25 protein-coding genes are annotated in these 23,962 nt (G+C 71.4%); 15 read left to right on the top strand and 10 right to left on the bottom strand.

The genetic code is table 11. From position 1 onward, the window contains the following. Positions 1 to 29 precede the first annotated feature (29 nt). Both ACN20J_RS22525 and ACN20J_RS22520 read right to left on the bottom strand, forming a co-directional pair. A complete protein-coding gene (locus ACN20J_RS22525) occupies positions 30 to 1,742 on the bottom strand; it encodes a bifunctional 3'-5' exonuclease/DNA polymerase (RefSeq protein WP_419666625.1) in 1,713 nt (570 codons plus the stop codon). 102 nt (positions 1,743 to 1,844) lie between these two features. After that, complete coding sequence (locus ACN20J_RS22520) at positions 1,845 to 2,582, bottom strand: Clp protease N-terminal domain-containing protein (protein ID WP_361893516.1); 738 nt, start codon at positions 2,580 to 2,582, stop codon at positions 1,845 to 1,847. 91 nt (positions 2,583 to 2,673) lie between these two features. On the opposite strand from ACN20J_RS22520, the gene ACN20J_RS22515 reads away from it, so the two are divergent. Beyond that, positions 2,674 to 3,855: a DUF2786 domain-containing protein gene (locus ACN20J_RS22515; protein ID WP_419666624.1), complete on the top strand. Its 1,182-nt coding sequence runs from the start codon at positions 2,674 to 2,676 to the stop codon at positions 3,853 to 3,855. Positions 3,856 to 3,880: 25 nt separating this feature from the next. Here ACN20J_RS22515 and ACN20J_RS22510 read toward each other — a convergent pair whose 3' ends face one another. Further along, complete coding sequence (locus tag ACN20J_RS22510) at positions 3,881 to 4,444, bottom strand: DUF4232 domain-containing protein (RefSeq protein WP_419666623.1); 564 nt, start codon at positions 4,442 to 4,444, stop codon at positions 3,881 to 3,883. 174 nt (positions 4,445 to 4,618) lie between these two features. On the opposite strand from ACN20J_RS22510, the gene ACN20J_RS22505 reads away from it, so the two are divergent. Continuing rightward, a complete protein-coding gene (locus ACN20J_RS22505; protein ID WP_419666622.1) occupies positions 4,619 to 6,949 on the top strand; it encodes an FUSC family protein in 2,331 nt (776 codons plus the stop codon). Positions 6,950 to 7,033: 84 nt separating this feature from the next. Here ACN20J_RS22505 and ACN20J_RS22500 read toward each other — a convergent pair whose 3' ends face one another. The 3 genes from ACN20J_RS22500 to rpmB all read right to left on the bottom strand — a co-directional run bounded on the left by ACN20J_RS22500 (position 7,034) and on the right by rpmB (position 8,274). Beyond that, positions 7,034 to 7,561, bottom strand: coding sequence for a hypothetical protein (locus tag ACN20J_RS22500; RefSeq protein WP_362299742.1), 528 nt, complete (start codon positions 7,559 to 7,561; stop codon positions 7,034 to 7,036). A gap of 171 nt (positions 7,562 to 7,732) precedes the next feature. Continuing rightward, a complete protein-coding gene (rpsN, locus tag ACN20J_RS22495) occupies positions 7,733 to 8,038 on the bottom strand; it encodes a 30S ribosomal protein S14 (protein WP_419666621.1) in 306 nt (101 codons plus the stop codon). Next, complete coding sequence (gene rpmB, locus ACN20J_RS22490) at positions 8,038 to 8,274, bottom strand: 50S ribosomal protein L28 (protein ID WP_189843184.1); 237 nt, start codon at positions 8,272 to 8,274, stop codon at positions 8,038 to 8,040. The genes rpsN and rpmB overlap by 1 nt, the downstream gene beginning before the upstream one ends. Before the next feature lie 65 nt (positions 8,275 to 8,339). Here rpmB and rpmG point away from each other — a divergent pair, with 65 nt between their 5' ends. The 5 genes from rpmG (at position 8,340) to ACN20J_RS22465 (ending at position 10,886) form a co-directional block, all read left to right on the top strand. Beyond that, a complete protein-coding gene (gene rpmG / locus ACN20J_RS22485; protein ID WP_055610751.1) occupies positions 8,340 to 8,504 on the top strand; it encodes a 50S ribosomal protein L33 in 165 nt (54 codons plus the stop codon). 5 nt (positions 8,505 to 8,509) lie between these two features. Beyond that, positions 8,510 to 8,821: a type B 50S ribosomal protein L31 gene (locus tag ACN20J_RS22480; protein ID WP_361910134.1), complete on the top strand. Its 312-nt coding sequence runs from the start codon at positions 8,510 to 8,512 to the stop codon at positions 8,819 to 8,821. After that, positions 8,821 to 10,065: a GTP-binding protein gene (locus tag ACN20J_RS22475; RefSeq protein WP_419666620.1), complete on the top strand. Its 1,245-nt coding sequence runs from the start codon at positions 8,821 to 8,823 to the stop codon at positions 10,063 to 10,065. Before ACN20J_RS22480 ends, ACN20J_RS22475 begins: the two co-directional genes overlap by 1 nt. A 2-nt stretch (positions 10,066 to 10,067) precedes the next feature. Further along, positions 10,068 to 10,298 (top strand): 30S ribosomal protein S18, encoded by a 231-nt coding sequence (gene rpsR / locus ACN20J_RS22470; protein ID WP_189843181.1) that lies wholly within the window; start codon positions 10,068 to 10,070, stop codon positions 10,296 to 10,298. 369 nt (positions 10,299 to 10,667) lie between these two features. Next, on the top strand, positions 10,668 to 10,886 hold the full coding sequence (locus ACN20J_RS22465) for a DUF397 domain-containing protein (protein WP_055610780.1): 219 nt from the start codon (positions 10,668 to 10,670) through the stop codon (positions 10,884 to 10,886). A gap of 136 nt (positions 10,887 to 11,022) precedes the next feature. On the opposite strand, the gene ACN20J_RS22460 is transcribed toward ACN20J_RS22465, so the two are convergent. Continuing rightward, the gene (locus ACN20J_RS22460) at positions 11,023 to 11,499 is read right to left on the bottom strand and encodes an ATP-binding protein (protein WP_143640373.1); all 477 of its coding nucleotides are present in this window, start codon (positions 11,497 to 11,499) and stop codon (positions 11,023 to 11,025) included. A 365-nt stretch (positions 11,500 to 11,864) separates the two neighbouring features. Here ACN20J_RS22460 and ACN20J_RS22455 point away from each other — a divergent pair, with 365 nt between their 5' ends. Both ACN20J_RS22455 and ACN20J_RS22450 read left to right on the top strand, forming a co-directional pair. Beyond that, complete coding sequence (locus ACN20J_RS22455; RefSeq protein WP_189843317.1) at positions 11,865 to 12,689, top strand: helix-turn-helix domain-containing protein; 825 nt, start codon at positions 11,865 to 11,867, stop codon at positions 12,687 to 12,689. Positions 12,690 to 12,794: 105 nt separating this feature from the next. Beyond that, positions 12,795 to 14,255, top strand: coding sequence for an aldehyde dehydrogenase family protein (locus tag ACN20J_RS22450; protein WP_364190417.1), 1,461 nt, complete (start codon positions 12,795 to 12,797; stop codon positions 14,253 to 14,255). 100 nt (positions 14,256 to 14,355) lie between these two features. Here ACN20J_RS22450 and ACN20J_RS22445 read toward each other — a convergent pair whose 3' ends face one another. After that, positions 14,356 to 15,588, bottom strand: a complete 1,233-nt coding sequence (locus ACN20J_RS22445) for an FAD-dependent oxidoreductase (protein ID WP_189843179.1) — start codon at positions 15,586 to 15,588, stop codon at positions 14,356 to 14,358. A gap of 334 nt (positions 15,589 to 15,922) precedes the next feature. Here ACN20J_RS22445 and uppS point away from each other — a divergent pair, with 334 nt between their 5' ends. The 5 genes from uppS to ACN20J_RS22420 all read left to right on the top strand — a co-directional run bounded on the left by uppS (position 15,923) and on the right by ACN20J_RS22420 (position 21,024). Continuing rightward, complete coding sequence (gene uppS / locus ACN20J_RS22440) at positions 15,923 to 17,785, top strand: polyprenyl diphosphate synthase (protein WP_419666619.1); 1,863 nt, start codon at positions 15,923 to 15,925, stop codon at positions 17,783 to 17,785. Between the two features lie 113 nt (positions 17,786 to 17,898). Beyond that, positions 17,899 to 18,447 carry a DinB family protein gene (locus tag ACN20J_RS22435; protein ID WP_189843178.1) on the top strand — a complete coding sequence of 183 codons (549 nt, stop codon included), beginning with the start codon at positions 17,899 to 17,901 and terminating at the stop codon, positions 18,445 to 18,447. Between the two features lie 91 nt (positions 18,448 to 18,538). After that, positions 18,539 to 19,180 carry a PadR family transcriptional regulator gene (locus ACN20J_RS22430; protein WP_189843177.1) on the top strand — a complete coding sequence of 214 codons (642 nt, stop codon included), beginning with the start codon at positions 18,539 to 18,541 and terminating at the stop codon, positions 19,178 to 19,180. A gap of 111 nt (positions 19,181 to 19,291) precedes the next feature. Continuing rightward, entirely contained in the window at positions 19,292 to 20,236 is a 945-nt protein-coding gene (locus ACN20J_RS22425; protein WP_419666618.1) for an ATP-binding cassette domain-containing protein, read from the top strand. Between the two features lie 38 nt (positions 20,237 to 20,274). Next, positions 20,275 to 21,024 carry an ABC transporter permease gene (locus ACN20J_RS22420; protein WP_189843315.1) on the top strand — a complete coding sequence of 250 codons (750 nt, stop codon included), beginning with the start codon at positions 20,275 to 20,277 and terminating at the stop codon, positions 21,022 to 21,024. A 20-nt stretch (positions 21,025 to 21,044) separates the two neighbouring features. Here ACN20J_RS22420 and ACN20J_RS22415 read toward each other — a convergent pair whose 3' ends face one another. After that, complete coding sequence (locus tag ACN20J_RS22415) at positions 21,045 to 22,451, bottom strand: glutamate decarboxylase (protein ID WP_189843175.1); 1,407 nt, start codon at positions 22,449 to 22,451, stop codon at positions 21,045 to 21,047. Between the two features lie 192 nt (positions 22,452 to 22,643). On the opposite strand from ACN20J_RS22415, the gene ACN20J_RS22410 reads away from it, so the two are divergent. Further along, the gene (locus tag ACN20J_RS22410; protein WP_189843174.1) at positions 22,644 to 23,405 is read left to right on the top strand and encodes a MerR family transcriptional regulator; all 762 of its coding nucleotides are present in this window, start codon (positions 22,644 to 22,646) and stop codon (positions 23,403 to 23,405) included. A gap of 67 nt (positions 23,406 to 23,472) precedes the next feature. On the opposite strand, the gene ACN20J_RS22405 is transcribed toward ACN20J_RS22410, so the two are convergent. Further along, entirely contained in the window at positions 23,473 to 23,838 is a 366-nt protein-coding gene (locus ACN20J_RS22405) for a YbjQ family protein (protein WP_055610766.1), read from the bottom strand. Positions 23,839 to 23,962: the final 124 nt, after the last annotated feature.

Raw genomic sequence — 23,962 nt, 5'->3', positions numbered from 1 at the left:
GCGCGCGCCCCACTCACTTCGCGCCGCGCTCACTTCGCGTCCGCGTAGCACTCCACCACCGCCGTCGTGAACGGAAACCGCACCGGCGTCTCCCCGAACGTCAGCCGTCCCGCCAGCTCAGCGGCCTCCCGGATGGCCTCGACGACCGTGTCGGCCTCCGCCGCCGGACAGTGCACCATCACCTCGTCGTGCTGGAAGAAGACCAGCTCGGCCGCCATGTCCCGGCAGGTGCGGCGGAGCGCGGCGAGCACGAGGAGGGTCCAGTCGGCGGCGCTGCCCTGGACGACGAAGTTGCGCGCGAAGCGGCCCCTGGCACGGGAGTTGGTGGATGCGTACCCCGGCACCCAGTCCTGGGCGTCCCCGGGCTCGCCGCCCTCGCCCGGTACGACGCCGGCCTGCTCGCTCTCCGGGATCCCGGCCTCCTCTCCCGAGGAGTCCGACCCCGCCGCCGGAGGGCACGTCCGCCCCAGCCAGGTCCGCACGAGCCGCCCCTCCTCGCCGGCCCGCGCCGCGTCGTCCACGTACGCCACCGCCCTGGGGAAGCGGCGGCGCAGCAGCGCGAGGTTCTTGAGGCCGTCGCCGGAGGTCTGGCCGTAGACCGCGCCGAGCACGGCGAGCTTGGCCTGTGCGCGGTCGCCGGAGAAGGCGCGGTCGGACACGGACTGGTAGAGGTCGGTCTCCCGCCCGGCGACCTCCATCAGGCCGGGGTCGCGGGAGATCGCGGCCAGCACCCGCGGCTCCATCTGGTCGGCGTCCGCGACGACGAGCCGCCAGCCGGGGTCGGCGACCGCGGCGCGCCGGATGACCTTGGGGATCTGCAGCGCGCCCCCGCCGTTGGTCACCCAGCGTCCGGTGACCGTCCCGCCCGGCAGGTACTCCGGTCTGAACCGCCCGTCCCGTACCCAGTCCTGGAGCCACGACCAGCCGTGCGCGACCCAGATGCGGTACAGCTTCTTGTACTCGACGAGCGGCTTCACGGCCGGGTGGTCGATCGTCTCGATCTCCCAGCGGCGGGTTGATTTGATCTTGATCCCGGCCTGCCCGAAGGCCTTGATGACGTCCGCGGGCAGATCGGGCCGCACCCGTCTCCCGAACGCGGCCGACACCTCGTCCGTGAGCTCGGCGAGGCGGCGTGGCTCGCCCCCGCCCGTGTACCGCTCGCCGAGCAGTTCGTGCAGCACGTCCCGGTGCACGTCCGCGCTCCACGGCATCCCGGACGCGTTCATCTCGGTCGCCACGAGCATGCCCGCCGACTCGGCGGCCGTCAGCAGCCGCATCCGCCCGGGGTGCTCGGCCGCGTCATGTCTTCGCTGCTGGTCCCCGTACACATCGATGAGCCGTTCCAGCGGTACGTGGACGGGGCGGGGCTCGAAGAGGGAGGACTGCGAGCCGGGCTCGGCGGAGCGCTGCGGGGGGTCGGGCGGTACGGGACCGCCGCGCAGCCTCGCCAGGGCGGCTGCCGCCGAGCGGGGCTCGCCGAGCCGTCCCTCGTGGCCGAGGAGGAGGGTCTCGGCGGCCTCCATGTCGTAACACCGCTCCACGCGGACGCCCGCCTCGCGCAGCCGCGGATAGACCTCGGCCGTCGCCCGCCACACCCAGCGGACGACGTCCGGCCGGGACCGTACGGACTCGGCGAGATCCGGTTCCCTCAGGACCGGTCCGGCGGGCAGCCCGTCGGGGCCGAGGGGGGCGAGCTCGGCGCCGCCGTCCTCGGCCGGCGCGAGAGCCCACCGGTCGGTCATGACTGCGAGTCTCGCAGGCAGGTCTGACAACGGCCCTGAACCGCGAGTCGCGCAGTTCAGGGCCGTGTCCGGTGCCGGGCACACGATGCACCCGTCGGCCGGTCAGTCCTCCTGGAGGGACTGCCGCACCTTCTCCAGCGCCTCCGCGACGTTCGCCTCGGCCGCAGCCTTGTCGACGCCGAGTCCGCCGAGGAGGCCCGCGCCCGTGCCGGCCTCCTGCTCCAGCAGCGCGAGCAGGATGTGCTCCGTGCCGATGTAGTTGTGGCCGAGCCGGAGGGCCTCGCGGAAGGTGAGTTCGAGGGCCTTCTTGGCGTTGCTGTCGAAGGGGATGAGCGCGGGTACGTCCGCGGCGCTCGGCGGCAGGGCGGCGGTCGCGGCCTCGCGCACGGTGTCCAGGGTGACGCCCTGCGCGGTGATGGCCTTCGCCCCGAGGCCCTCCGCCTCGGTGATCAGGCCGAGGACCAGGTGCTCGGTGCGGATCAGGTCGTTGCCCGCGTTCTTGGCCTCGTTCTGGGAGACGATCACCACGTTCCTGGCCCGTGGCGTGTAGCGGCTGAAGCCCTGGCTGGGATCGAGGTCCGACTCCGCCTTCGGCACGAACCGCTTCTGGGCCGCCTGCCGGGTGACCCCCATGCTCTTGCCGATGTCCGTCCAGGACGCGCCCGAACGGCGGGCCTGGTCCACGAAGTGACCGATCAGATGGTCGGCCACGTCGCCGAGGTGGTCCGCCGCGATCACCGCGTCCTGGAGCTGGTCGAGAGCGTCTTCGTGAACCTTCTTGATGGCCTCGATCAGATCGTCGAGGCGTACGGAGGTGGTGGCACGTGGATTCGTGGTCATGTGTCAACCGTAGGTTGACAGTGAAGGGGTGTCAACCCCGAGTTGACACCTGCCGGGCCGCCCCCACCCCGGCGCGTGACACGATCGAGGAATGAGCAGTACGCCCAGCACCGTGGAGCGCGCCTTCGAAGCCGCCCTCTACGCCGATTCCGACGCGGCCCTCGACACCGGTGCCTCGCTCCTCGCCTCCGACCCCGCGTCCGACGCCGAACTGGCCCGCCGCGGCGAGGAGTTCGTCGAGGGAGCCTGGCGGCGCGGCTGGCAGCCCGCCGATGTCGTACGGATCGTGCGCCGCGAGCTGGACGACACGCACGTACGCCTGGTGTCGGCGCTGATACTCGACGAGAGCCGCCGCAACGAGCAGCCCCGCGGCCCGCGCTGGACGGCACAGCTCGAAGAGCTGACCGCCGGGGCCGCCGATGCCGCCAGGGCCTCCGGGGTCTCCGGGACGAAGGCCCGGCCCCGCCCCGAACCCCGCACCGACCGCTTCTCGTACGCCACCGCCGTACTGGGCCTGTACCGGCTGCTGCTCCGCCTGCCCTCCATCGAGCCCCTGGACGTGGACGCGCCCAGGGCGGCGGCCGGCGCCCCGAAGGGCTCCCGCATGCTCACCCGTATCCGCGCGCTGCTGGCCAAGGCCGAGGCGACCGGGTTCCCGGAGGAGGCGGAGGCGTTGAGCGCCAAGGCGCAGGAGCTGATGGCGCGGCACAGCATCGACGAGGCGCTGCTCGCGGCCCGTACGCACGCCAAGGACGCGCCCGGCGCCTGCCGCATCGGCGTCGACCCGCCCTACGAGACGGCCAAGGCGGTACTCCTCTCTGCGGTGTCCGGGGCCAACCGCTGCCGGGCGGTCTGGAACGAGGCCCTCGGCTTCTCGACCGTCGTCGGCTTCGACCCCGACCTGGAGGCCGTCGAACTCCTCTACACCTCGCTCCTCGTGCAGGCCACCGCCGCGATGACGAAGGCGGAGGCGGCACAGCGGGCGGGCGGCAGGAAGCGTACGAAGTCCTTCCGGCAGTCCTTCCTCGCCGCGTACGCCCATCGCATCGGCGACCGGCTGGCGGATGTGGCCGAGGGACAGGTGACGGCGACGGAGGGGGAGTTGCTGCCGGTTCTCGCGGCCCGGGACGTGGCGGTCGCGGACGAGGCGGAGCGGATGTTCCCGGCGACCGTCACCACCAGGCTGCGCGGGGTGAACGACGCGGCCGGCTGGGAGGAAGGAGCCGCCGCGGCGGACCGCGCCCAGGTGAGGGCACGGCCGCCACTGCGGTGACCCCGGCGATCGGGGGGGCGGTGGCTCAGTCTCCGGCGCGCTGGAGCGGGCCCACCGAGGCGTCCGGCTCGCTCTCGCTCCGCAGTGCGACCTCGCCGTACTTCCAGGGGAAGGACAGATCGGCGCCCGCACCGGGCAGGCCGAACTTCACGGTCTTCACGGCGGCACCCTTGGTCGCGTCGCCCGCGGGCCCTCGTACGTACGTGATCGTGAAGGCGGTCGTCTCGTCCGGCTTGAGGGTCAGCTTCTCCGGCTTCGCGGACTCCTCGTGGGCGAGGGACCAGGTGGTGCCGCCCGCGGCCAGGTCGACGCGGGGGAAGCCCTCCAGGGTGCAGTCGCCGTCGGAGCGGTTGGTGAGGGTGACCGAGACGCTCCCGGTGTCGCCGGCGGCCGGGGCCTCGCTCGCGGCGACCTCCTGTCCGACCTGGTCCGCCTCGCACGCGGTGGAGCGGGCGGCGGATGACGAGCTGTCGGCCTTCTTGTTCCCCTTGTTCGCCTTGGCGCCGCTGCCCTCGTCGTCGCAGGCGGTCAGGGCGAGGGTCGCCACGAGGGCGGTGAGTGCGGAGACGGCTATCGGTCGGGCGCGCATGGCTTACCTCTGACTTCCGGGACCTGCTTCTGGGTCCGGCTTGCGGGGACTTCCGGTGCGTGGCGGTGCTCGTAGATCATCCGTCATCCGGCTTCGGCCATCCTCCATCTGTATCGGTCACTGTCATCGCTATCAGTCACCGGTATCGGTCATCGCGCGGCGTACGCTGGCGCGGTGAGCTGGCGACGGGCGCTGAAGGACACGGCGCGCTCCGGCATCGCCGTCGAGAAGAAGCGGCTCGAACCGCTCATCGCGGTGCGCGGAGCGGCGGGACTCGCGATCGTGATCGCGCTGAGCCTGTGGCTCTTCGGCCCCGCGGCCGCGGCGAGTTCGGCGTTCGGCGCGTTCCAGGCGGCCATCGCGACGTTCCAGCGCAGCTGGCGCCCCCGCCCCGAACTGGCCATCGCCTCCGGTACGAGCCTCGCCGTGTCCACGTTCCTCGGCTACCTCACCATCTCCAAGGAACCGCTCTTCCTCGCGCTGCTCGTGGTGTGGACCTTCGCCGCCGGGATGAGCTGGGCCGCGGGCCCGACCATCGGCCTGATCGCCTCCTCGAACGTGGCGATCATGCTGGTGACGGTCACCCTGCCGACCTCCGTCGCCCAGGCGGCGGGCCACGCCGCGATGATGATCGTGGGCGGCCTGGTGCAGGCGGCGCTGATCGTCCTCTTCCCCGTACGACGCTGGGGCGCCCACCGCGACGCGCTCGCCGACGCCCTGGCCGCCGAGGCCGACTACGCGCGCCGGCTGCGCCATGACCCGGTCGCGTCCTTCGACCCGCAGCCCCTGATGGAGGCCCGCAACGCGGCGGCCGTCACCCCGCGCCAGGCCCGCCGCCGCCCCGCCGAACTCCACGGCGCCCGGGGCATCGCCGAACGCATCCGCCCGGTCCTCGCCTCCCTCGCCGACCCCGCGATGGGCGTCCCGGCCGAGGGCCACGCCCGCGACCGGGTCCGCGAACTCCTCGCCTCCGCCGCCGCACTCCTGGACGCGGCGGCTCACGCCATCCGCCACGGCGAGCCCGTCGCCGCCCCGCCCGCGGCCCTCGCCACCTTCCGCACCCCGGACACCGGCAGCATCCTCACCGGAGCCCCCTACCGGGCGATGACCCGCCTCAACACCCTCCTCCAGGACGTGGTGGAAACAGCGGGCGGCACCCCACAGGAGGACACCCCGCACGAAGGCGCCCCATCAGGGGCGCGGGGAACCGCGCACTCAGCCGAGAACGACGGTCCGTCGACACCGAGGCCAGCCCCGACCGACCCAGGGGCGCGAGGAACCGCGCACTCAGCCGAGAACGACGGTCCGTCGACACCCGGCCGAGCCCCCACCCACCTAGGGGCGCGAGGAACTGCGCGACCAGCCCCCACAACCCGCACCCGCCCCACAACCCGCACTCGCCCCACCTTCCTCGCCCTCATCCCCAAGGCCCTCAAAGCCATGCGCGGCGAACTCCACCGGGGTTCCCCCATCACCCGCCACGCCACCCGCGTGTCCGCGGTGGCCGCCACCGGCTACATCCTCGGCACCTGGCTCCCCCTCGGACACGGCTACTGGGCCCCGCTGACCTCGGTCATGGTCATGCGCCCGGACTTCTCCCAGACGTACAGCCGGGCCGTGGCCCGCCTGGCCGGCACGGTTATCGGCGTGGCCGTGGCCACCGGCGTCGTACAGGCGGCGACCCCCGGCACGCTCCAGTCCGGCACACTCGCCGTCGCGAGCGCCGCGCTCATGTACCTCCTCATGCGCACGGGCCAGTTCGCGACCCAGGCCTGCATCGCCGCGTACGTCGTGTTCCTGCTCGGCATGGGCGGCGAGGAGTGGACCCAGACCGTGCCCGAACGCGTCCTGCTCACCCTCATGGGCGGACTCCTCGCGATGCTGGCGTACGCCGTCTACCCGGCCTGGGAGACCCCGCGTCTGCGCACCCGCCTCGCGGACTGGCTGGCAGCCCAGGGCCCGTACGTGGCCGCCGTCTTCGGCTCCTACGCGGACCCGTCCGTGCGCGACGCCCCGGACGTCCGCGGGGCCCTGCTCACCGCCCGTACCGCCCGCGCGGCCTGGCACGCGGCGGTGGCCCGCGCCACCGCCGAACCGGTCCGCCACCGAGGCCTCTCCCGCACCGCCGCCGACGACGCCGAGGACGCGCTCGCCCAGCTGGGCCGCGTGGCCATGCTCCTGGAGGCCCACCTCCCGGAACGCGGGGCGACCCCCGTACCGCCCGCCGCCCGCTTCGCCGACGCCCTGCGCGAGTCGACCCACAAGGGCGCGAAGGCCATCCGCGAGCGCCGGGTCCCCACCTGGGACGCGGTACGCGAGGCCCTGGAAGCCTGGGAGACGGAGGACACCGACAAGGTCGTACGCAACACCGCGACCCTCGTCCTCGACACCCTGACCGAGCTCTCCGAGGCCCTCGACACGGCCGTACCGCCCATGACGCTCGACGGAACGGCCCCCGAAAAGCCGGACGGGCCGCGAGACCCGAAGGATTCCGCGACCCGCTGACGTGAACCGGCGTGATGACGTGAACCGGCGTGACGTGACGCGCGCTGGGCCTGACGCGCGCCGGGCCCGACGTGAACCGGGGCCTCAGGACCCCAGGCTCGCCGTAGGCAGCCCGGACGGCATCTTGCCGCCCTCCGCCTTCGTATACGTTTCCTCGCCGAAGCCCTCCCACGTGACCTTCAGGGTCTTGGAGTCGACCGAGTCGACCATGCCCTCGGTCCGGTCCTTGTTCCCGTCGGAGCACTCCAGCTCGATCATGCGCATGCCCGAGGTCTCCCCGGCGGTGCCGCTGCACACGGACCCGCCGGTCGAGAACAGCCCGGCCTCGTCGCCGGTGATCACCAGCGCCACGGCCTTGCCGCTCTTGGTGGCCAGCCAGCTGCCCTCCAGCGCCCCGACCTTGCTCTTGCTCCCGCCGGAACCACCGGAGCCGCCCGTACCGCCGCCGGTGTCGGCCGACGCGGTCGGTGCCGAGCCGGTGGAGGAGGGCGAGTCGTCGCTCCCGCCACCGTCGTCGCTGCTGCAACCGGTCGTCAGGACGAGCGCGGCAGCCAGCCCCGCCGCCGCGGCCGCGATCCGCGCCTGCCCGCGCGAGATGGTCGCCGAAGTCACTGAAGCCCCCAAGGGTCTGGCCGGACGAGTCGCCGGTACCCGCCGGGTACCGCCGGTGGCGCCGATGCAACCGGGAACGACCGCCAGCAAGCTACCAGGCCCCTCTTCCGGCGCACCGGGAAGCACGCCCGCCCGACATCGGGGGAGCGCCGGCGCCTCCGCCGGAGTCCGCTACCAGGAGGACTTCCGGACCCCCGGCAGGAACCCCTTGTGCGCCTGGTCCCGCAGGTTCACCCGTGAGAGCCCGAACGTCCGCAGGTAGCCGCGCGGCCGGCCGTCCACGCTGTCCCGGTTGCGTACGCGCGTGGCGCTAGCGTCACGCGGCTGCCGCTCCAACTCGCGCCGGGCGGCGGCCCGTTCGGCGTCCGTCGAGGTCGGCCTGCGGGCGATCTCCTTCAGCTCGGCCCGCCGCTCGGCGTACCGGGCGACGATCTCCTGCCGCTTCTCGTTCTTCGCGATCTTGCTCTTCTTGGCCATCAGACCCTCACCCCGCGGGCCCGGATCCGGGCCACGGCGGCCTCGACACCGATGACGTCGACCGTCTTGATGCCCTTCGTGCTCAGCCTCAGCCGTACGTACCGGCCCTCGCCCGGCAGCCAGTAGCGCTTGCTCTGGATGTTGGGGTCGAAGCGCCGTGACGTGCGCCGGTGCGAGTGGGAGATGGAGTTCCCGAAGCCCGGTCGGGCTCCGGTCAGCATGCAGTGCGCGGACATGTGAGTGACGCACCTCTCTGTCTTCTCGTTATCGATAATGGGATCCGTTTTCATATACTAGCCACATGGCACGCAACGAACTCCGTCCGGTCGTCAAGCTCCGGTCCACGGCCGGGACCGGCTACACGTACGTCACCCGCAAGAACCGCCGTAACGACCCCGACCGGATGACCCTGCGCAAGTACGACCCCGTCGCCGGCCGGCACGTCGACTTCCGAGAGGAGCGCTGAGCCTCATGCGCGAGGAGATCCATCCGGCGTACGGTCCCGTCGTCTTCCGGGACCGGGCCGCGAACCACGCCTTCCTGACCCGCTCGACCCTCGTCGCCGGGGGGAGCGGGAAGACGATCGAGTGGGAGGACGGCAACACCTACCCGGTCGTCGACGTCGAGATCTCGAACGTGAGCCACCCCTTCTATACGGGGACGGCCCGCGTCATGGACACGGCCGGGCGCGTGGAGCGCTTCGAGCGCCGGTTCGGCAGCCGCGACGGCCGGCGCACCGGTGAGCGCGACGATCGGCCCGGCGACCGGCGCGAGGAGCGGTGATGCTGTCCGTCGCCATCGTGGGCGGGCTGCACGCCGATGCCCGCCGGGCGGCCGTGGACCGGCTGCTCGCCGAGGTGCCGGGGTCGGTGGCGCTCCATCACGACCTGGCAACGGCCGTACAGGGCACGGTGGTTCGTACGGTTCGCGACCGCACCGGGATCGTCTCCGCCGGTGAGGCATCCCTGGTCAACGACTGTGCGTGCTGCGCCCTGCGCGAGGACCTGGTCCCCGAGCTGGAGCGCCTCGCGGCCGACGGGCTGACCAGGCTCGCCGTCGTCGAGCTCTGGGACTCGGTCGAGCCGAAGGCCATGGCGGAGGTGGTGGTGAGCGCGGATCTCCGTCTGACCGGCGTCATCACGGCGGTCGACCCCGCCCTGGTGCTGCCCTACCTCGGCAACGGCGACGACCTCGCCGAGGCGGGCCTCGCCGCTGCCGCCACCGACCAGCGCACGGTCGCCGACACCTTCGCCCGCCAGCTGGAGTACGCGCCCGTCCTGGCCCTCGCCACCTCGCAGGACGCCGACGACGAGGACCGCGCCCTCCTGGCCCAGCTCCATCCGACGGCCCGCCAAGTTCCGATAGGCGACGGTGACTTGTCGGGCCGAGGGGACCGCGACTGGGAGTCGTGGTTCGAGAGGCGACCGGCCGAAGGGCCGGGTCCCGCGGGACAGGCGGGACTCGCCTCGGCGGACTCCGAGCCCGGGCGGCACCCGCTCGCGGAGGCCGCCTTCGGCGGGTTCGACGTGGAGGCCGCTGCCGCCGCCCAGCATCCGGCCTGCGCGTTGCTGCCGGCCGAGGCGGACGAGTGCGGGGTCGCCACGCTCGTATGGCACCGGCGGCGGCCGTTCCACCCGGAGCGGCTGTACGCGGCGCTGGAGGATCTGTGCTGCGCGGCGGCGCGCAGCCGGGGGCGGTTCTGGCTCGCGGACCGGCCCGACACGCTGCTCCACTGGGACGCCGCGGGAGGCGCCCTGTGCGTGGAGAACGCCGGGCCCTGGCTGGCCTCCCTGCCCGACGCGGCCTGGGAGCTGGTGCCGCCGGTACGCCGTGCCGCCGCGGCCCTCGACTGGCATCCGGAGCACGGCGACTGCTGCCAGCACCTGGTCTTCACATCACCGGGCCTGGACCGCGACGGGCTCGAACTGCTCCTGGAGTCCTGCCTGTTGACGGACGCGGAGTACGCGGCCGGCCGCACCGCCTGGAAACAGCTCCCGCCCGCCTTCGACTCCCTCCTGGAGGTCTGACCATGCCCCGCAAGCCCGACCGCAAGCCGGCGCCCCGCCCCAATCCGCTGGGCACGGCGAAGATCACGTACATCGACTACAAGGACACCGATCTGCTGCGGAGGTTCATCTCCGACCGGGGCAAGATCCGCAGCCGTCGGGTCACGCGTGTGAGTGCCCAGCAGCAGCGGCTGCTGGCCCGGGCGATCAAGAACGCTCGGGAGATGGCTTTGCTTCCGTACTCTTCGCGATAGCGCTCCGCGGCGAGCGAAGTACGTCGACTGCGGGCCGGTCGTGGCCGGTCGCGCAGTCCCCGCGCCCCTGACGGGGCGGGGATGCGGCCCGTCCCGCCCATTCAATCCGTGGGCGGGACGGGCCGTTTCGGAACACAAAGGGCCCGGTACGCGTCCCTTACTCATGCGGGGGCTCGCGTTGGAACGATTCGGCCCGCGGGACCGTCAAACGTGTAACCGCAGGACCACCCCCCGTGCACGTGCATCTGCTCATGCAACTGCATGTGAAGAGCGGCTATGATCCGGGCAGTTGACCAACACTGCATCACTGGCAACAGACGCCAATGCACCACCGGGGAGCGACCTGTGGACCACGACGTGTACAACGGCATGGCTGCCACGGAGCTGCGCGGAGCGGCCTGGCAGAAGAGCATGCACAGCAACTCGCAGGGCTCCTGCGTGGAGTTCGCCCGGCTGCCGGGCGGCGAGGTGGCGGTGCGCAACTCGCGCTTCCCCGACGGCCCCGCCCTCATCTACACGCCTGCCGAGATCGAGGCCATGCTTCTGGGCATCAAGGACGGCGAGTTCGACCACCTGATCGCGGGCTGACGGCGGTCAGGCAGGTCGGCCGGTCCGGGCGGACAGTCGGCCGATACGGGCAACTCGCCCTATTCAGGGATGTTCACGGACCGTAGGCGGTCGGTAACGCGCGTAGAACCGCGGCGCGAAAAAGCGCCGCGGTTCCTCATGCGGAAGGGCCCAGCCGGAACAGCGCCCAGACGACCTTGCCGTTGAGCGTGCCGGCGAGCGGGTGCCAGCCCCAGCCGTCGGCGAACGAGTCGACCAGGAACAGCCCGCGGCCCGACTCCGCCGAGAAGTCCTCGGAGTCGCCCGCGACCGGGCTGTCGTGACTGGGGTCGCGCACCGCGCACACGAGTCTCTCGGTCCACCGCATCAAGTGCAGCCGCACGGGCGCGTCATGGTCGCCGGGACGCGGGGTGTCCGCGGGCAGGGCGTGCCGGAGCGCGTTGGTGACGAGTTCCGAGACCACCAGACAGACGTCGTCGAAGCGGTTGCCGATGTCCCACTGGTCCAGCGTGCGGCGGGTGAACTGCCGCGCGTCGCGCACCGCTTCGTAGCGGGGCGGCAGGGCGCAGGAGGCGGCGTTGGACACGGACGCGGGGTCCAGTGGTGGAAGCCCCTGCCGTAACGGCTCGAGCATGGTCGATCCATTCGTCCCCATGCGAGGCACTCCCGGGGTTCGCGGTCGTTGCGATGCAGCGGTGGCGCGAGACCATCGTTCCGAATGCGTTCGGCAGATGCAAGGGCAGATGCACGTGCACGTGCCCGAATTGGACCTTCCCATACCGCTTCTTGGTCATTTTTTCCGCGACCTTCTCGCCGCTTTTTTGTGTCTGGCTTGTCTTCTCCTTGTCGATTCCTGTGTGTCCCCGCTGAAACCTTGCCGTTTCTGTAATCGAACGAGTACTGCTTGGAGTGTTTTAGTGGCAGACTGCGGCCCTTGAAGACGGGTTGGGGAGGCGGACGAACGTGAGCGCGCAGGAGTCGGGATCGGTGGTACGGCGCATGCTGCTCGGCTCACATCTGAGGCGGCTGCGCGAGTCGCGCGGCATCACCAGGGAAAAGGCCGGCTACTCGATCCGCGCCTCCGAATCGAAGATCAGCCGTATGGAGTTGGGCCGGGTGAGCTTCAAGACGAGAGACGTCGAGGATCTGCTGACGCTCTACGGGATCGCCGACGAGGCGGAGCGCACCTCCCTGCTCTCCCTCGCCAAGGAGGCCAACGTCGCGGGCTGGTGGCACAGTTACTCGGACGTCCTGCCCAGCTGGTTCCCGACCTATGTCGGCCTGGAGGGCGCCGCGTCCCTGATCCGCAGCTACGAGGTCCAGTTCGTGCACGGCCTGCTGCAGACCGAGGCGTACGCGCACGCGGTCGTGGCCCGGGGCATGAAGGGCGCGAGCGAGGCGGACATCGAGCGGCGCGTGGCGCTGCGCCTGGAGCGCCAGAAGTACCTGGTGTCGGAGAGCGCCCCGGACTTCCACGTCGTACTCGACGAGGCCGCGCTGCGACGCCCGTACGGCGACCGGGAGGTGATGCGGGGCCAGCTCCAGCACCTCATCGACATCTCCCAGCGTCCCAACGTGCGGCTTCAGGTCATGCCGTTCAGCTTCGGCGGGCACGCGGGCGAGAGTGGGGCCTTCACGGTGCTCAGCTTCCCCGAGTCCGATCTGTCCGACGTCGTGTACCTGGAGCAGCTCACCAGTGCGCTGTATCTGGACAAGCGCGAGGACGTCACCCAGTACGAGAAGGCGATGAAGGAGCTCCAGCAGGACAGCCCCGGTCCCGACGAGAGCCGTGACTTGCTCAGGGGCCTCCTGCAGCTCTCCTGAATCCGCTCTCCAACTCCCTTGAGACACCAGTACGATGACGTGTGATCAGACCGTGAAGATGATCGTTCGGGTGTCTGCTACGGCAGCAAGGGATTGAGGGATCACATGTCGTCCTACTTCACCGACCTGGCTCAGCAGTACATCGACGGCGAGTGGCGTCCCGGTACCGGCTCCTGGGACATCATCGACTTCAACCCGTACGACGGCGAGAAGCTCGCGTCGATCACGATAGCCACGGTCGACGAGGTGGATCAGGCCTACCAGGCCGCCGCCCGCGCCCAGAAGGAATGGGCCGCGACGAACCCGTACGCGCGTCGTACGGTGTTCGAGAAGGCCCTGCGGATCATCGAGGAGCGCGAGCAGGAGATCGCCGAGGTGATCATCGCGGAGCTCGGCGGCACGCATCTGAAGGCCGGCTTCGAACTGCACCTCGTCAAGGAGTTCCTGCGCGAGTCGATCAACCTGGCGCTGCGTCCCGAGGGCCGGATCATCCCCTCGCCGGTCGACGGCAAGGAGAACCGCCTCTACCTCGTGCCGGTCGGCGTCGTCGGTGTGATCAGCCCCTTCAACTTCCCGTTCCTGCTGTCGCTGAAGTCCGTCGCGCCCGCCCTGGCCCTCGGCAACGGCGTAGTCCTCAAGCCGCACCAGAACACCCCGATCGTTGGCGGTTCCCTGGTCGCGAAGATCTTCGAGGACGCGGGCCTGCCGGCCGGTCTGCTCAATGTCGTGATCACCGACATAGCGGAGATAGGCGACGCCTTCATCGAGCACCCCGTACCGAAGGTCATCTCCTTCACCGGCTCCGACAAGGTCGGCCGCCACGTCGCCACCGTCTGCGCCGCGAACTTCAAGCGCTCCGTCCTCGAACTCGGCGGCAACAGCGCGCTGGTGGTCCTGGACGACGCGGACATCGACTACGCCGTGGACGCCGCGGTCTTCAGCCGGTACGTGCACCAGGGCCAGGTCTGCATGGCCGCGAACCGTGTCCTCGTGGACCGCTCCATCGAGGCCGAGTTCACCGAGAAGTTCGTCGCCAAGGTGAAGACGCTCAAGGTCGGCGACCCGAGCGACCCGCAGACCGTCATCGGTCCGCTCATCAACTCCTCGCAGGCGGACTCCGTTTCGGGCGTCGTGACCCAGGCGATCGCCGAGGGCGCCACCGCCCTCGTGCACGGCACCGTCACCGACAACCTCGTCGAGCCGTCCGTGCTGACCGGCCTGCCCGCCGACTCCGACATCCTCCGCCAGGAGATCTTCGGCCCCGTGGCGCTCCTCGTCCCGTTCGACGGCGAGGAGGAGGCCGTGCGGATCGTCAACGACACCCCGTACGGGCTGAGCGGCGCCGTGCACACCGCCGACGTCGAGCGCGGTGTCGCCTTCGCCCGGCAGATCGACACGGGCATGTTCCACGTGAACGACGGCACCGTGCACGACGAGCCGCTGGTCGATTTCGGCGGCGAGAAGGCCTCGGGCATCGGCCGCCTGAACGGCGAGTCGACGGTCGGCGCCTTCACCACCCAGAAGTGGATCTCGGTGCAGCACGGACGCAGCTTCTTCCCGTTCTGACCTGCCAACTCCTTGACGGGGCGCCCCTGCCGGCTTCGGCGAGGGCGCCCCGTGCCGCGTTCCGGAGACACGGGGCGTGCAGGGCGCGCGCGGTGTGGCTTCAGCGGCGGCTGAGCAGATAGGCGTCCGGCCCGTACGCGGCGGCGATGTCCTGCGCCGGGATGCCGAGCATCGTGGAGAACGCCGTCACGACCGGCAGATGGGCCGCGCCGGGCTCGTCACCGGTGAGGAGGTCCCCGACCGCGTCGCGGAGCGCGGGGCTGAGGCGCAGCTGGTCGACGGCCATTCTGGCGGTCTGCGCGGTGCCCGGCTCCTGACGGCTCAGCAGACGGTAGAGCGCCATCGCCACCCGCCCGGTCGCCGCTCCCGCTCCCGCGTGCTCCCGGGCGTACGCCTCGGCGGAGCCGTGCGCGGCGAGGCTCAGGGCGTCCTGAATACCGAGGGTCGTACCGGCCGCGAGGATCGGGTGGATGTGCCCGACCGCGTCGCCGACCAGCGCGAGCCGGCCCTCTCCGTAGTGCACGCGGGGGCGAAATCCGGTCGCGGACCACGTCAGCCGGCCCGCCGCGAGGGCGTCGGCCAGCGGCCGCCGCAGCACCTCCGGCATCAGCGGCACGAAATGACGGTGCAGATACGCGTGCAGCGCGGGCGGTCGCGGATGCGTCGGGGGCACGTCGAGGACCACCCGGATCGCGTCCGGAGCGATGGAGTAGATGGCCACACCGTGCCCGGGCACCTCGCTCGCGACCTGGAACGACTCGTAGACCGGCAGCCCGGGGCCTTCGAGCACGACACCGGCCGAGTGCGACACGACGGTCTGCGGGGTGTGCCCGAACAGCGCGCGGCGGATCCCGGAGGAGCGGCCGTCCGCCGCCACCACGAGATCGGCGCGCAGCCGCGTCTCCTGCCCGTCGCGGGTCAGCCGGACCGTGCCGTCCGGTGTGGCCGCCGTGACCCGGGCGCAGGTGAGCACCTCGACCTCGGGCCGTTTCACGACACTGTCCCGCAGCGCGTCCACCAGCTCCGCGTGGGGCATGGACACGGCTCGCATGCCCCGCCGGTACGGCACCACGACCGGCTCGTGCCCCTCGTCGGCCAGGTGCATGCTGACGCCCGTACCCCGGACGTGACCGCCCTCCGGGAGCGCGAGGCCCCAGCGCAGCAGCACGTCGGCCGCGGTCGGATGCAGCCATTCCACGGCGAACGGCGAGGCGGGGCCCCGCTCCATGCGCTCGACCACCACGACCCGGGCACCGCGGTCGGCCAACGCGTGCGCGGCGGCGCAGCCGACCGGGCCGGCCCCCACGACGATCGCGTCCACGGAATCGCTCATGCCTGGCTCACATCCCGGGCTGGCGCCCTGTGTTGACGGTGCGTCACTGTTCGTGACCGATCGCCTACGGAACCTAACCCATGTCCGATCTCCGCCCCGGCGGCGTACCACGATCGGGCGAGAAGGTCGCCGAGCCCGCGCGGCGCGTCGACGGGACCGGTAGGAAGGGGGCACCGTCGGGTGGCGCACCAGGCCGTTCCGAGGGCCGTGCAGGGTCGTTGAGAGAGTGCCGCACCAGGCCGGTCCGTGGGCCGCTCCGGGGCCGACGGCGACCGCTTTTCCGACCTATCGCCAGGCGTGACGTACGACGTGACGGCTGTGAAAGAAGGGCTCCTTGTCCCCCGTTCTCCCTCAGCCAGCCACCCCCGACCCTGCCTCCGCCCCCGACATCGCCGCCGCCTACGCGTCCTGCCGACGGCTGGTGAGGTCCTCCCGCTCCGTCGAGTACTCCGTCATGCAGCTGATGCCGGCCGCGCTGCGCCCCGCGTGCTGGGCCATGTACGCCGCCGCCGTGACGACCGACGCCCTCGTCGACGACGAGGAGGGCAGCCCGGCCGAGCGCGCCGCGAGGCTGCAGGCCTGGGTGGACGCCCTGCGCGCGGAGCTCTCGGAGCTCTCGGAGACGGGGTTCTCGCCCGCAGGACCGTCGGCCGACGGGCCCTCGCGCGCGGGGCGGTCCCACGGACCCGGGGGTGACGGCCCGGACCGCGGGGATCCGGTCCGCCGCGCGCTCGCGGACACCATCCGAACGTGGCAACTCGACGTCGAGACGTTGACGCCCGTCTTCACCGCCCTGCGCGAGGACGCCTCGGGCCGCCGCCCCCAGACCTGGCGCGAATGGAGCCTGCGCACCCAGGCGGAGAACACCCCGTGGGCGATGTGGTGCCTGACTCTCCTGACCCGGGCGGGAGTTCCCACCACGGTCCGCCAGGAACACCTGGAGGCCATGCCCGCCTTCCTCGACGGCCTCTACCTCACCGACACCCTCACCGATCTGGCGTCCGACCTCGGCCGCGGCATCCTGACGCTCCCTGAGGAGGCCCTCGCGGCCCACGGGGTCCCCGAGGCCGACCTCCTCGCCCGCCGCTGGACACCGCCCGTAGAGGCACTGATCGCCGGCCTGACGGACCAGGCCGACGAATGGCTGGAACAGCCCGCGCTGCAGCGGGGCGTGCACCCGGGGATGGCCGTCCTGCTCCGCACCTCCACCGACCTCTTCCGGGCCCGCGTCCGCACCGCCCGCAGGCTCGGCCCCGCACTGCTGCACCGCACCGCCGAACTCTCCCCGGCCGTACGGCTCCGGCTGCTCGCCCCCGCCCGCGTCCGTGCCGTACGGGCCTGGCGCCGCGCCGCGCTCGTGCAGCCGGCCGAGCCCGTGGTGGTCCTGCCCGAGCCCAGGCGTGAGGCCGACCCGGCGTTCCTCCCGCCGGTACCGCCCCGGCCCCACCCGAGCGGGGAGTGCGCGCCGGACATCCCCGCCGAGCGGCTGCCCCGGCACGTGGGCGTCATCATGGACGGCAACGGCCGCTGGGCCGCCCAGCAGGGGCTGCCCCGCAGCGAGGGCCACCGCGTCGGCTCGGACGCCACCCGCGATGTCGTCCACGGGGCGCTGGAGCTCGGCCTGAGCCATCTGACGCTCTACGCGTTCTCCACCGAGAACTGGCGGCGCGACGCGAGCGAGGTCGCCCGGCTGTTCCGCACCATGCACGACACCCTGCGCGACTCGGACCTGCGCTCCCTCGACGTCCGACTGCGCTGGGCCGGCAGCCCCGAGGGCCTCCCGGTGGACCTGGTCGACGCGCTCCGGCAGAGCGCGCGCGACAGCCGCCACCGGACGGGGCTGACGCTCACGCTGTGCGTCAACTACGGGGGCCGCGCCGAACTCGTCCAGGCCGCGGCGGGACTGGCCCGCGCGGCCGCGGCGGGCGAGCTGGACCCGGACCACATCGACGAACGCCTCCTCGCCGCCCATCTGCCGCACCCCCACCTCCCGGAGGTCGACCTGCTGTGGCGCACCGGCGGGGAGCACCGGATCTCCAACTTCCTTCCCTGGCACCTCAGTTACAGCGAACTCCACTTCACCGACACGCTGTGGCCCGAGGTCGACCGCCGCGATCTGTGGCGGGCGGTCAGCACGTACACACAGCGCAGGCGACGGCACGGGGCCGCGCCGGTCGTGGAGGGGACGAGGGTCTGAAGTCCCGGAATTCCGCCCGGAGTCGGCTCCTGTTGAGGACAGAAGCTGTCCGCAAGGGTCCGTAACTTGGTCGGTGTCAGCAGGCAAGAGGACCCGATGAGAGGCGGCCACCCATGGTCATGCACGTGCACGCTGAGGCTCACGGCGACGAGCGCGGGGCGCTGCTCGCCTTCCTGGACGAGCAGCGCGGGGGCATCCGCCGGACGTTGCTCGGCCTGACCGACGAGCAGGCCGCGACCCGGCCGAGCGCCAGCGAGCTCTCGCTCTCCGGGCTGCTCAAGCACGTTGCCGAGACCGAGCAGGGCTGGCTGTCGCGGGCCCGGCAGATGGCGCCCGACATCCAGCGCTCCGAGGAGAACTGGGGCGACAGCTTCCGGCTCGTCGGCGACGAGACCGTCGAGTCGATGCTCGCCCACTGGGACAAGATCGCCCGGCAGACCGAGGACTTCATCCGGACCGTGCCCAGCCTGAACGACACCTTCCCGCTGCCCGACGAGCCCTGGTTCCCGGACGACGAGGCCGTGTCCATGCGCTGGGTGATGCTCCGCCTGATCGCGGAGATGGCCCGGCACGCCGGCCACGCCGACGTCATCCGCGAGTCCCTGGACGGCAAGACCGCCTTCGAACTGGTCGCGCAGCAGCAGGGAGCCTCCTGGGGGTGAGGCGCCCCCCCCGGCCCCGGGGAGTCCTGAGGGTGGGCGCTGGGGGTGAGGCGCCACCCGGCCCCGGGGAGGCGGGCCATACGCTGGCTCCATGTCAGCGATCCGTCTCCTCGTGCTCGGTGCCGTGCGCCAGCACGGCCGGGCCCACGGCTACCAGGTGCGCAACGACCTGGAGTACTGGGGCGCGCACGAGTGGTCCAACGCCAAGCCGGGCTCGATCTACCACGCGCTCAAGCAGATGGCGAAGCAGGGACTGCTGCTCGCCCACGAGATCGCGCCCTCCACGGCCGGCGGCCCGCCGCGCACCGAGTACGAGATCACGGAGGCGGGCACCGGGGAGTACCTCACGCTGCTGCGCCACTACCTCACCGCGTACGACCAGAAGCCGGACGTGCTCACCGCCGCGCTCGGGTTCATGGTCGACCTGGACCGCGAGGAGGTCCTCGAACTGCTCGAGGAGCGGGTGCGGGCCATCGAGGAGTGGCGCAAGGGCGTCACCGAGTACTACACGCCCGAGGAAGGCCCCGAACAGCTGGGCCACATCGGCGAGATCATGAACTTCTGGGTCACCTCCGCGGACACCGGCGCCCAGTGGACCCGCGGCCTGATCGAACGGATCAGGGGCGGCGCGTACGTCTTCTCCGGCGAGGGCGATCCGTTCGTGGGCGTGCTGGCGGACGACGACGAGAACCCGTACGCGACGGGGGAGTCCCATCCGGGGGACGCGGGCTGAGCGGGCTCGGAGAGATTTCGCTAATCAAGTTTGACTAAGCGCCGGGACGGGCATACGGTTCACCGGCGCACGAGTAGTCAAGTTTGATTACCCTGAAGTGAAGGGAGCCCGATGACCGACGTGATCGTCGTCGAGGGCGTACGGAAGAGGTACGGAGACAAGCACGCGCTGGACGGGCTCGACCTGAGCGTCGGGCGCGGCACGGTGCACGGAGTGCTCGGGCCGAACGGCGCGGGCAAGACGACCCTGGTCCGCATCCTGGCCACTTTGCTGCGGCCGGACGAGGGCCGCGTCGAGGTGGCGGGGCACGACGTGAGGACCCACGCGCGCGAGGTGCGCTTCCGCATCGGCCTGCTCGGCCAGCACGCGGCGCTCGACGAGGAGCTCGGCGGACGGCAGAACCTGGAGATGTTCGGCCGCCTCTACCACCTGGGCGCGCGGCAGGCGCACGTGCGGGCCGACGCCCTCCTGGAGCGCTTCGGCCTCGCGGACACGGGCCGCAAGGCGGTCAAGCAGTACAGCGGCGGCATGCGGCGCCGGCTCGACCTCGCGGCCTCGCTCATCACCGAACCGGAGGTGCTCTTCCTGGACGAGCCGACGACGGGCCTCGACCCGCGCGGACGCGCGGAGGTGTGGGACGCGGTGCGCTCCCTGGTCGGCGGCGGCACGACCGTGCTGCTCACCACGCAGTACCTGGAGGAGGCGGACCAGCTCGCCGACCGCATCTCGGTCGTCGACCGGGGCCAGGTCATCGCGGACGGCACGGCGGACGAGCTGAAGGCGAAGACGGGCGGCGACCGGATCGACGTCGTCCTGCACGACGCGGGCCAACTGGGCGCCGCCGTGGCCCTGTTGCCGTTCGACAAGGCCACCCTCTCCGTGGACACCGACCGCCGCCTCCTCAGCGCCCCGGTCACCGACCGCATGACGGCCCTCGCCGGAGCCGTACGCGCCCTGGAGGACGCCGGGATAGAGGCCGAGGACATCGCCCTGCGCCGGCCGACGCTGGACGAGGTCTTCCTGCACCTGACCGGCAAGACCGAGGAGGCCGCGTGAGTACGTCGCTGAGCTGGGCCGTCACCGACTCCTGGACCATGACCCGGCGCGAACTCGCCCACTGGGCACGGCAGCCCGTGCAGATCTTCGTGGGGCTGGCGTTCCCCGTGATGCTGCTGCTGATGTTCGGCTATCTGATGGGCGGCGGCACCGGCATCTCGGGCGACTACCGCGAGTACCTGGTGCCGGGCATGTTCGCGCTGACCATGGCCTTCGGCCTGGACGCCACGATGGTCGCGGTCACCCAGGACCTCAACAAGGGGGTGATCGACCGGTTCCGGTCGATGCCGATGACGGGCGGCGCCGTCCTCGTGGGCCGTTCGGTCGCGGACATGCTGCAGTCGGCCCTCTCCCTGATCGTCCTCGTCGGCGTCGGGCTCGCCGTCGGCTGGACCTGGCACGGCTCGTTCGCGGCCTTCCTGGGCGCGCTCGGCCTCCTGCTCCTGCTCCGGTTCGCGATGCTGTGGATCGGCATCCACCTGGCCATGGTCGCGGGAAAGCCGGAACTGGTGGTCACCGTGCAGATCCTGGTCTGGCCGGTGAGCTTCCTGTCCAACGCCTTCGCCACCCCCGAGTCCATGCCGGGCTGGCTGGGGGCGACCGTCGAGTGGAACCCCATGTCCGCGACGGCCACCGCGGTCCGTGACCTGTTCGGCAACGAGGGCGGGGCCGTGAGCACCTCCTGGGCGGCGGAACACGCCCAACTGCTGGCGGTGCTCTGGCCACTCGCCCTGGTCGCGGTGTTCTTCCCGCTGGCGGTACGGAGGTTCGGGGCGCTGAGCAAGTAGCGGGGGAGGAGGCGGCCGGCTCAGTGGTGGAAGCCGGTCGCCGCCCCCTTGTCCCGGGCCATCGGATGCTGCTGCTCGCGCAGTTCGGGCAGCAGGCTGCCCAGGTCCTCCACGAACAGCTCGGCGAGGTCGGACGAGAACCCGTTGCGGCACACCACCCGCAGCACGGACAGGTCCTCCCGGTTCTCGGGGAAGGTGTACGCCGGCAGCAGCCAGCCACGCTCCCGCATACGCCGGGACACGTCGAAGACGTCGTACGCGGTGATGTCCGGAGCCGTTGTGAAGGCGAACACCGGCAACTGGTCGCCCCGGGTGAGGAGACGGAAGTCGCCGAGCGCCTCGACCCGCTCGGCGAGCCCCATGGCGACGTCCCGTGTCGTCTGCTGAACGGCCCGGTAGCCCTCGCGGCCCAGCCGCAGAAACGTGTAGTACTGGGCCACGACCTGCGCCCCCGGCCGGGAGAAGTTGAGCGCGAAGGTCGGCATGTCACCGCCCAGGTAGTTCACCCGGAAGACCAGCTCCTCCGGCAGCTCGACGGCCGAGCGCCACAGCGCCCAGCCGACACCCGGGTAGACCAGGCCGTACTTGTGCCCCGAGGTGTTGATGGAGGAGACCCGCGGCAGCCGGAAGTCCCAGACCAGGTCCTCGTCGAGGAAGGGAGCGACCATCGCGCCGGACGCGCCGTCGACGTGGACGGGGATGTCCAGACCCGTGCGCGACTGCAACTCGTCCAGGGCGGCGCAGAGTTCGGCGATCGGCTCGTACGACCCGTCGAAGGTGGAGCCGAGGATGCCGACGACGCCGATGGTGTTCTCGTCGCACAGTTCGGCGGCGGCCTGCGGGTCCAGGTGGAAGCGGTCGCCCTCCATGGGCACCAGGCGCGGCTCGACCTCCCAGAAGTTGCAGAACTTGTCCCAGCAGACCTGGACGTTGACGCCCATGACGAGATTGGGACGGGCCCCCGGATACCGGTCGGCGTTGCGCTTGGCCCAGCGGCGCTTGAGCGCCATGCCCGCGAGCATGCACGCCTCGCTGGACCCCGTCGTCGAACAGCCCACGGCTGCGGACGGATCCGGCGCGTTCCACAGATCGGCGAGCATCGCCACGCACCGCCGCTCCAGCTCGGCCGTACGCGGGTACTCGTCCTTGTCGATCATGTTCTTGTCGCTGCACTCGGCCATCAGCACGCCGGCCTGGGGTTCCATCCAGGTGGTGACGAAGGTGGCGAGGTTGAGGCGGGAGTTGCCGTCCAGCATCAGCTCGTCGTGCACCAGCTGATACGCGGTGGAGGGCGGCAGCGGCCCGTCCGGCAGCCGGTGCTGGGGCGGGGCCTCGGTCATGCCGCTGACCGGGTTCGCCTCCCCGTAGAAGGGGTTGACGGTCGCGGGACGCTTGTCGGGCTGCTCGGGGCCTTTGTGCAGCGGCATGGGTCCTCCGGTCGGTGGGGTCGGGCCTCCATGGTGGGCCACCACTCCGTCATAAGCGGGTAAAACCGGCATGGCACCCGGTGGATTCGCATCCGGTGGATCCGGCGGATCCGCGTGCGGATTCCGGCTTGCACCTCACGTGACGTGAGGCCTCAGCCTGAGGTGCGTACCGAAAAGGAGGGAGCGGAGACGATGAGCTACTCCGTGGGACAGGTCGCCGGTTTCGCCGGGGTGACGGTGCGGACGCTGCACCACTACGACGAGATCGGGCTGCTCGTACCGAGCGAGCGCAGCCACGCGGGTCACCGGCGCTACGGCGACGAGGACCTCGACCGGCTGCAGCAGATCCTGTTCTACCGGGAGCTGGGCTTTCCGCTCGACGAGGTCGCGGCCCTGCTCGACGACCCGGAGACGGACCCGCGCGCGCATCTGCGCCGCCAGCACGAACTGCTGACCGCCCGGATCGAGAAGCTGCAGAAGATGGCCGCAGCCGTGGAGCACGCCATGGAGGCACGCACGATGGGCATCAACCTGACCCCCGAGGAGAAGTTCGAGGTCTTCGGCGACAAGGACCCCGAGGAACACGCGGAGGAGGCCGAGCGCCGCTGGGGCGGCACGGAGGCGTACGCGGAGTCGCAGCGCCGCGCCGCCCGCTACACGAAGGACGACTGGAAGCGCATGCAGGCCGAGGTCGCCTCCTGGGGCGAGCGCTACGACACCCTCATGGAGGCCGGCGAGCCCGCCACGGGGGAGCGGGCCATGGACATGGCCGAGGAGCACCGGCAGCACATCAGCCAGTGGTTCTACGACTGCTCGTACGAGATCCACCGGGGCCTCGGCGAGATGTACGTGTCGGACGAGCGGTTCAAGGAGTTCTACGACTCCATGCGCCCGGGGCTCGCCGAACACCTGAGGGACGCGATCACGGCGAACGCGGCACGGCACGAGGCCTGATGACGGCCGGGAGGTAAGGGGCGTTCGCAGTGGCGGGCGCCCCTTACCCCTACCGCCGCCGCCCGCCCTACTCCTTCACCATCACCACGGCCGTGCCGTAGGCGCACACCTCCGTCCCGACGTCCGACGCCTCGGTCACGTCGAAGCGGAACGCCAGCACACCGTTGGCGCCCCGCGCGCGTGCCTGCTCGACGAGCCGTTCCATCGCCTGGTTGCGGGTCTCCACGAGCGTCTTGGTGAGCCCCTTGAGCTCGCCGCCGATCATCGACTTCAGGCCCGCACCGATCTGGCTGCCCAGATGCCTGGAGCGCACGGTCAGCCCGAAGACCTCACCGACGACCTGCTCGACCCGGTAGCCGGGCACGTCGTTCGTCGTCACGACCAGTACGTCGGGCTGGGGTCCCTGACCGCCGCCGTATTCTTCGATTCCCATGGCTCACAGCTTTGTCCCAGTCGGGGCACAGTGCATCCTGTAGGAGTCGGTGGAACCTGGACCCTTCATGCTGCGTTGATAACTTTGGTCGGCCACACCCTCGCCTGCCGCATCCACCACCCTT

Source organism: Streptomyces sp. 2-1 (assembly GCF_048564895.1).
In the GTDB taxonomy this organism is placed as follows: Bacteria; Actinomycetota; Actinomycetes; order Streptomycetales; family Streptomycetaceae; genus Streptomyces; species Streptomyces phaeochromogenes.
Note: the sequence above shows the minus strand (reverse complement) of the source record. Positions and strands in the feature narration are given on the sequence as shown.

Excerpts from the sequence above, each read along its gene's own strand:
- ACN20J_RS22525 (WP_419666625.1), bottom strand. The coding sequence starts at position 1,742 with ATGACCGACCGGTGGGCTCTCGCGCCGGCCGAGGACGGCGGCGCCGAG.
- ACN20J_RS22520 (WP_361893516.1), bottom strand. The coding sequence starts at position 2,582 with ATGACCACGAATCCACGTGCCACCACCTCCGTACGCCTCGACGATCTG.
- ACN20J_RS22515 (WP_419666624.1), top strand. The coding sequence starts at position 2,674 with ATGAGCAGTACGCCCAGCACCGTGGAGCGCGCCTTCGAAGCCGCCCTC.
- ACN20J_RS22510 (WP_419666623.1), bottom strand. The coding sequence starts at position 4,444 with ATGCGCGCCCGACCGATAGCCGTCTCCGCACTCACCGCCCTCGTGGCG.
- rpsN (WP_419666621.1), bottom strand. The coding sequence starts at position 8,038 with ATGGCCAAGAAGAGCAAGATCGCGAAGAACGAGAAGCGGCAGGAGATC.
- rpmB (WP_189843184.1), bottom strand. The coding sequence starts at position 8,274 with ATGTCCGCGCACTGCATGCTGACCGGAGCCCGACCGGGCTTCGGGAAC.
- rpmG (WP_055610751.1), top strand. The coding sequence starts at position 8,340 with ATGGCACGCAACGAACTCCGTCCGGTCGTCAAGCTCCGGTCCACGGCC.
- ACN20J_RS22480 (WP_361910134.1), top strand. The coding sequence starts at position 8,510 with ATGCGCGAGGAGATCCATCCGGCGTACGGTCCCGTCGTCTTCCGGGAC.
- ACN20J_RS22475 (WP_419666620.1), top strand. The coding sequence starts at position 8,821 with ATGCTGTCCGTCGCCATCGTGGGCGGGCTGCACGCCGATGCCCGCCGG.
- rpsR (WP_189843181.1), top strand. The coding sequence starts at position 10,068 with ATGCCCCGCAAGCCCGACCGCAAGCCGGCGCCCCGCCCCAATCCGCTG.
- ACN20J_RS22465 (WP_055610780.1), top strand. The coding sequence starts at position 10,668 with ATGGCTGCCACGGAGCTGCGCGGAGCGGCCTGGCAGAAGAGCATGCAC.
- ACN20J_RS22460 (WP_143640373.1), bottom strand. The coding sequence starts at position 11,499 with ATGCTCGAGCCGTTACGGCAGGGGCTTCCACCACTGGACCCCGCGTCC.
- ACN20J_RS22455 (WP_189843317.1), top strand. The coding sequence starts at position 11,865 with ATGCTGCTCGGCTCACATCTGAGGCGGCTGCGCGAGTCGCGCGGCATC.
- ACN20J_RS22450 (WP_364190417.1), top strand. The coding sequence starts at position 12,795 with ATGTCGTCCTACTTCACCGACCTGGCTCAGCAGTACATCGACGGCGAG.
- ACN20J_RS22445 (WP_189843179.1), bottom strand. The coding sequence starts at position 15,588 with ATGAGCGATTCCGTGGACGCGATCGTCGTGGGGGCCGGCCCGGTCGGC.
- ACN20J_RS22435 (WP_189843178.1), top strand. The coding sequence starts at position 17,899 with ATGGTCATGCACGTGCACGCTGAGGCTCACGGCGACGAGCGCGGGGCG.
- ACN20J_RS22430 (WP_189843177.1), top strand. The coding sequence starts at position 18,539 with ATGTCAGCGATCCGTCTCCTCGTGCTCGGTGCCGTGCGCCAGCACGGC.
- ACN20J_RS22425 (WP_419666618.1), top strand. The coding sequence starts at position 19,292 with ATGACCGACGTGATCGTCGTCGAGGGCGTACGGAAGAGGTACGGAGAC.
- ACN20J_RS22420 (WP_189843315.1), top strand. The coding sequence starts at position 20,275 with ATGACCCGGCGCGAACTCGCCCACTGGGCACGGCAGCCCGTGCAGATC.
- ACN20J_RS22415 (WP_189843175.1), bottom strand. The coding sequence starts at position 22,451 with ATGCCGCTGCACAAAGGCCCCGAGCAGCCCGACAAGCGTCCCGCGACC.
- ACN20J_RS22410 (WP_189843174.1), top strand. The coding sequence starts at position 22,644 with ATGAGCTACTCCGTGGGACAGGTCGCCGGTTTCGCCGGGGTGACGGTG.
- ACN20J_RS22405 (WP_055610766.1), bottom strand. The coding sequence starts at position 23,838 with ATGGGAATCGAAGAATACGGCGGCGGTCAGGGACCCCAGCCCGACGTA.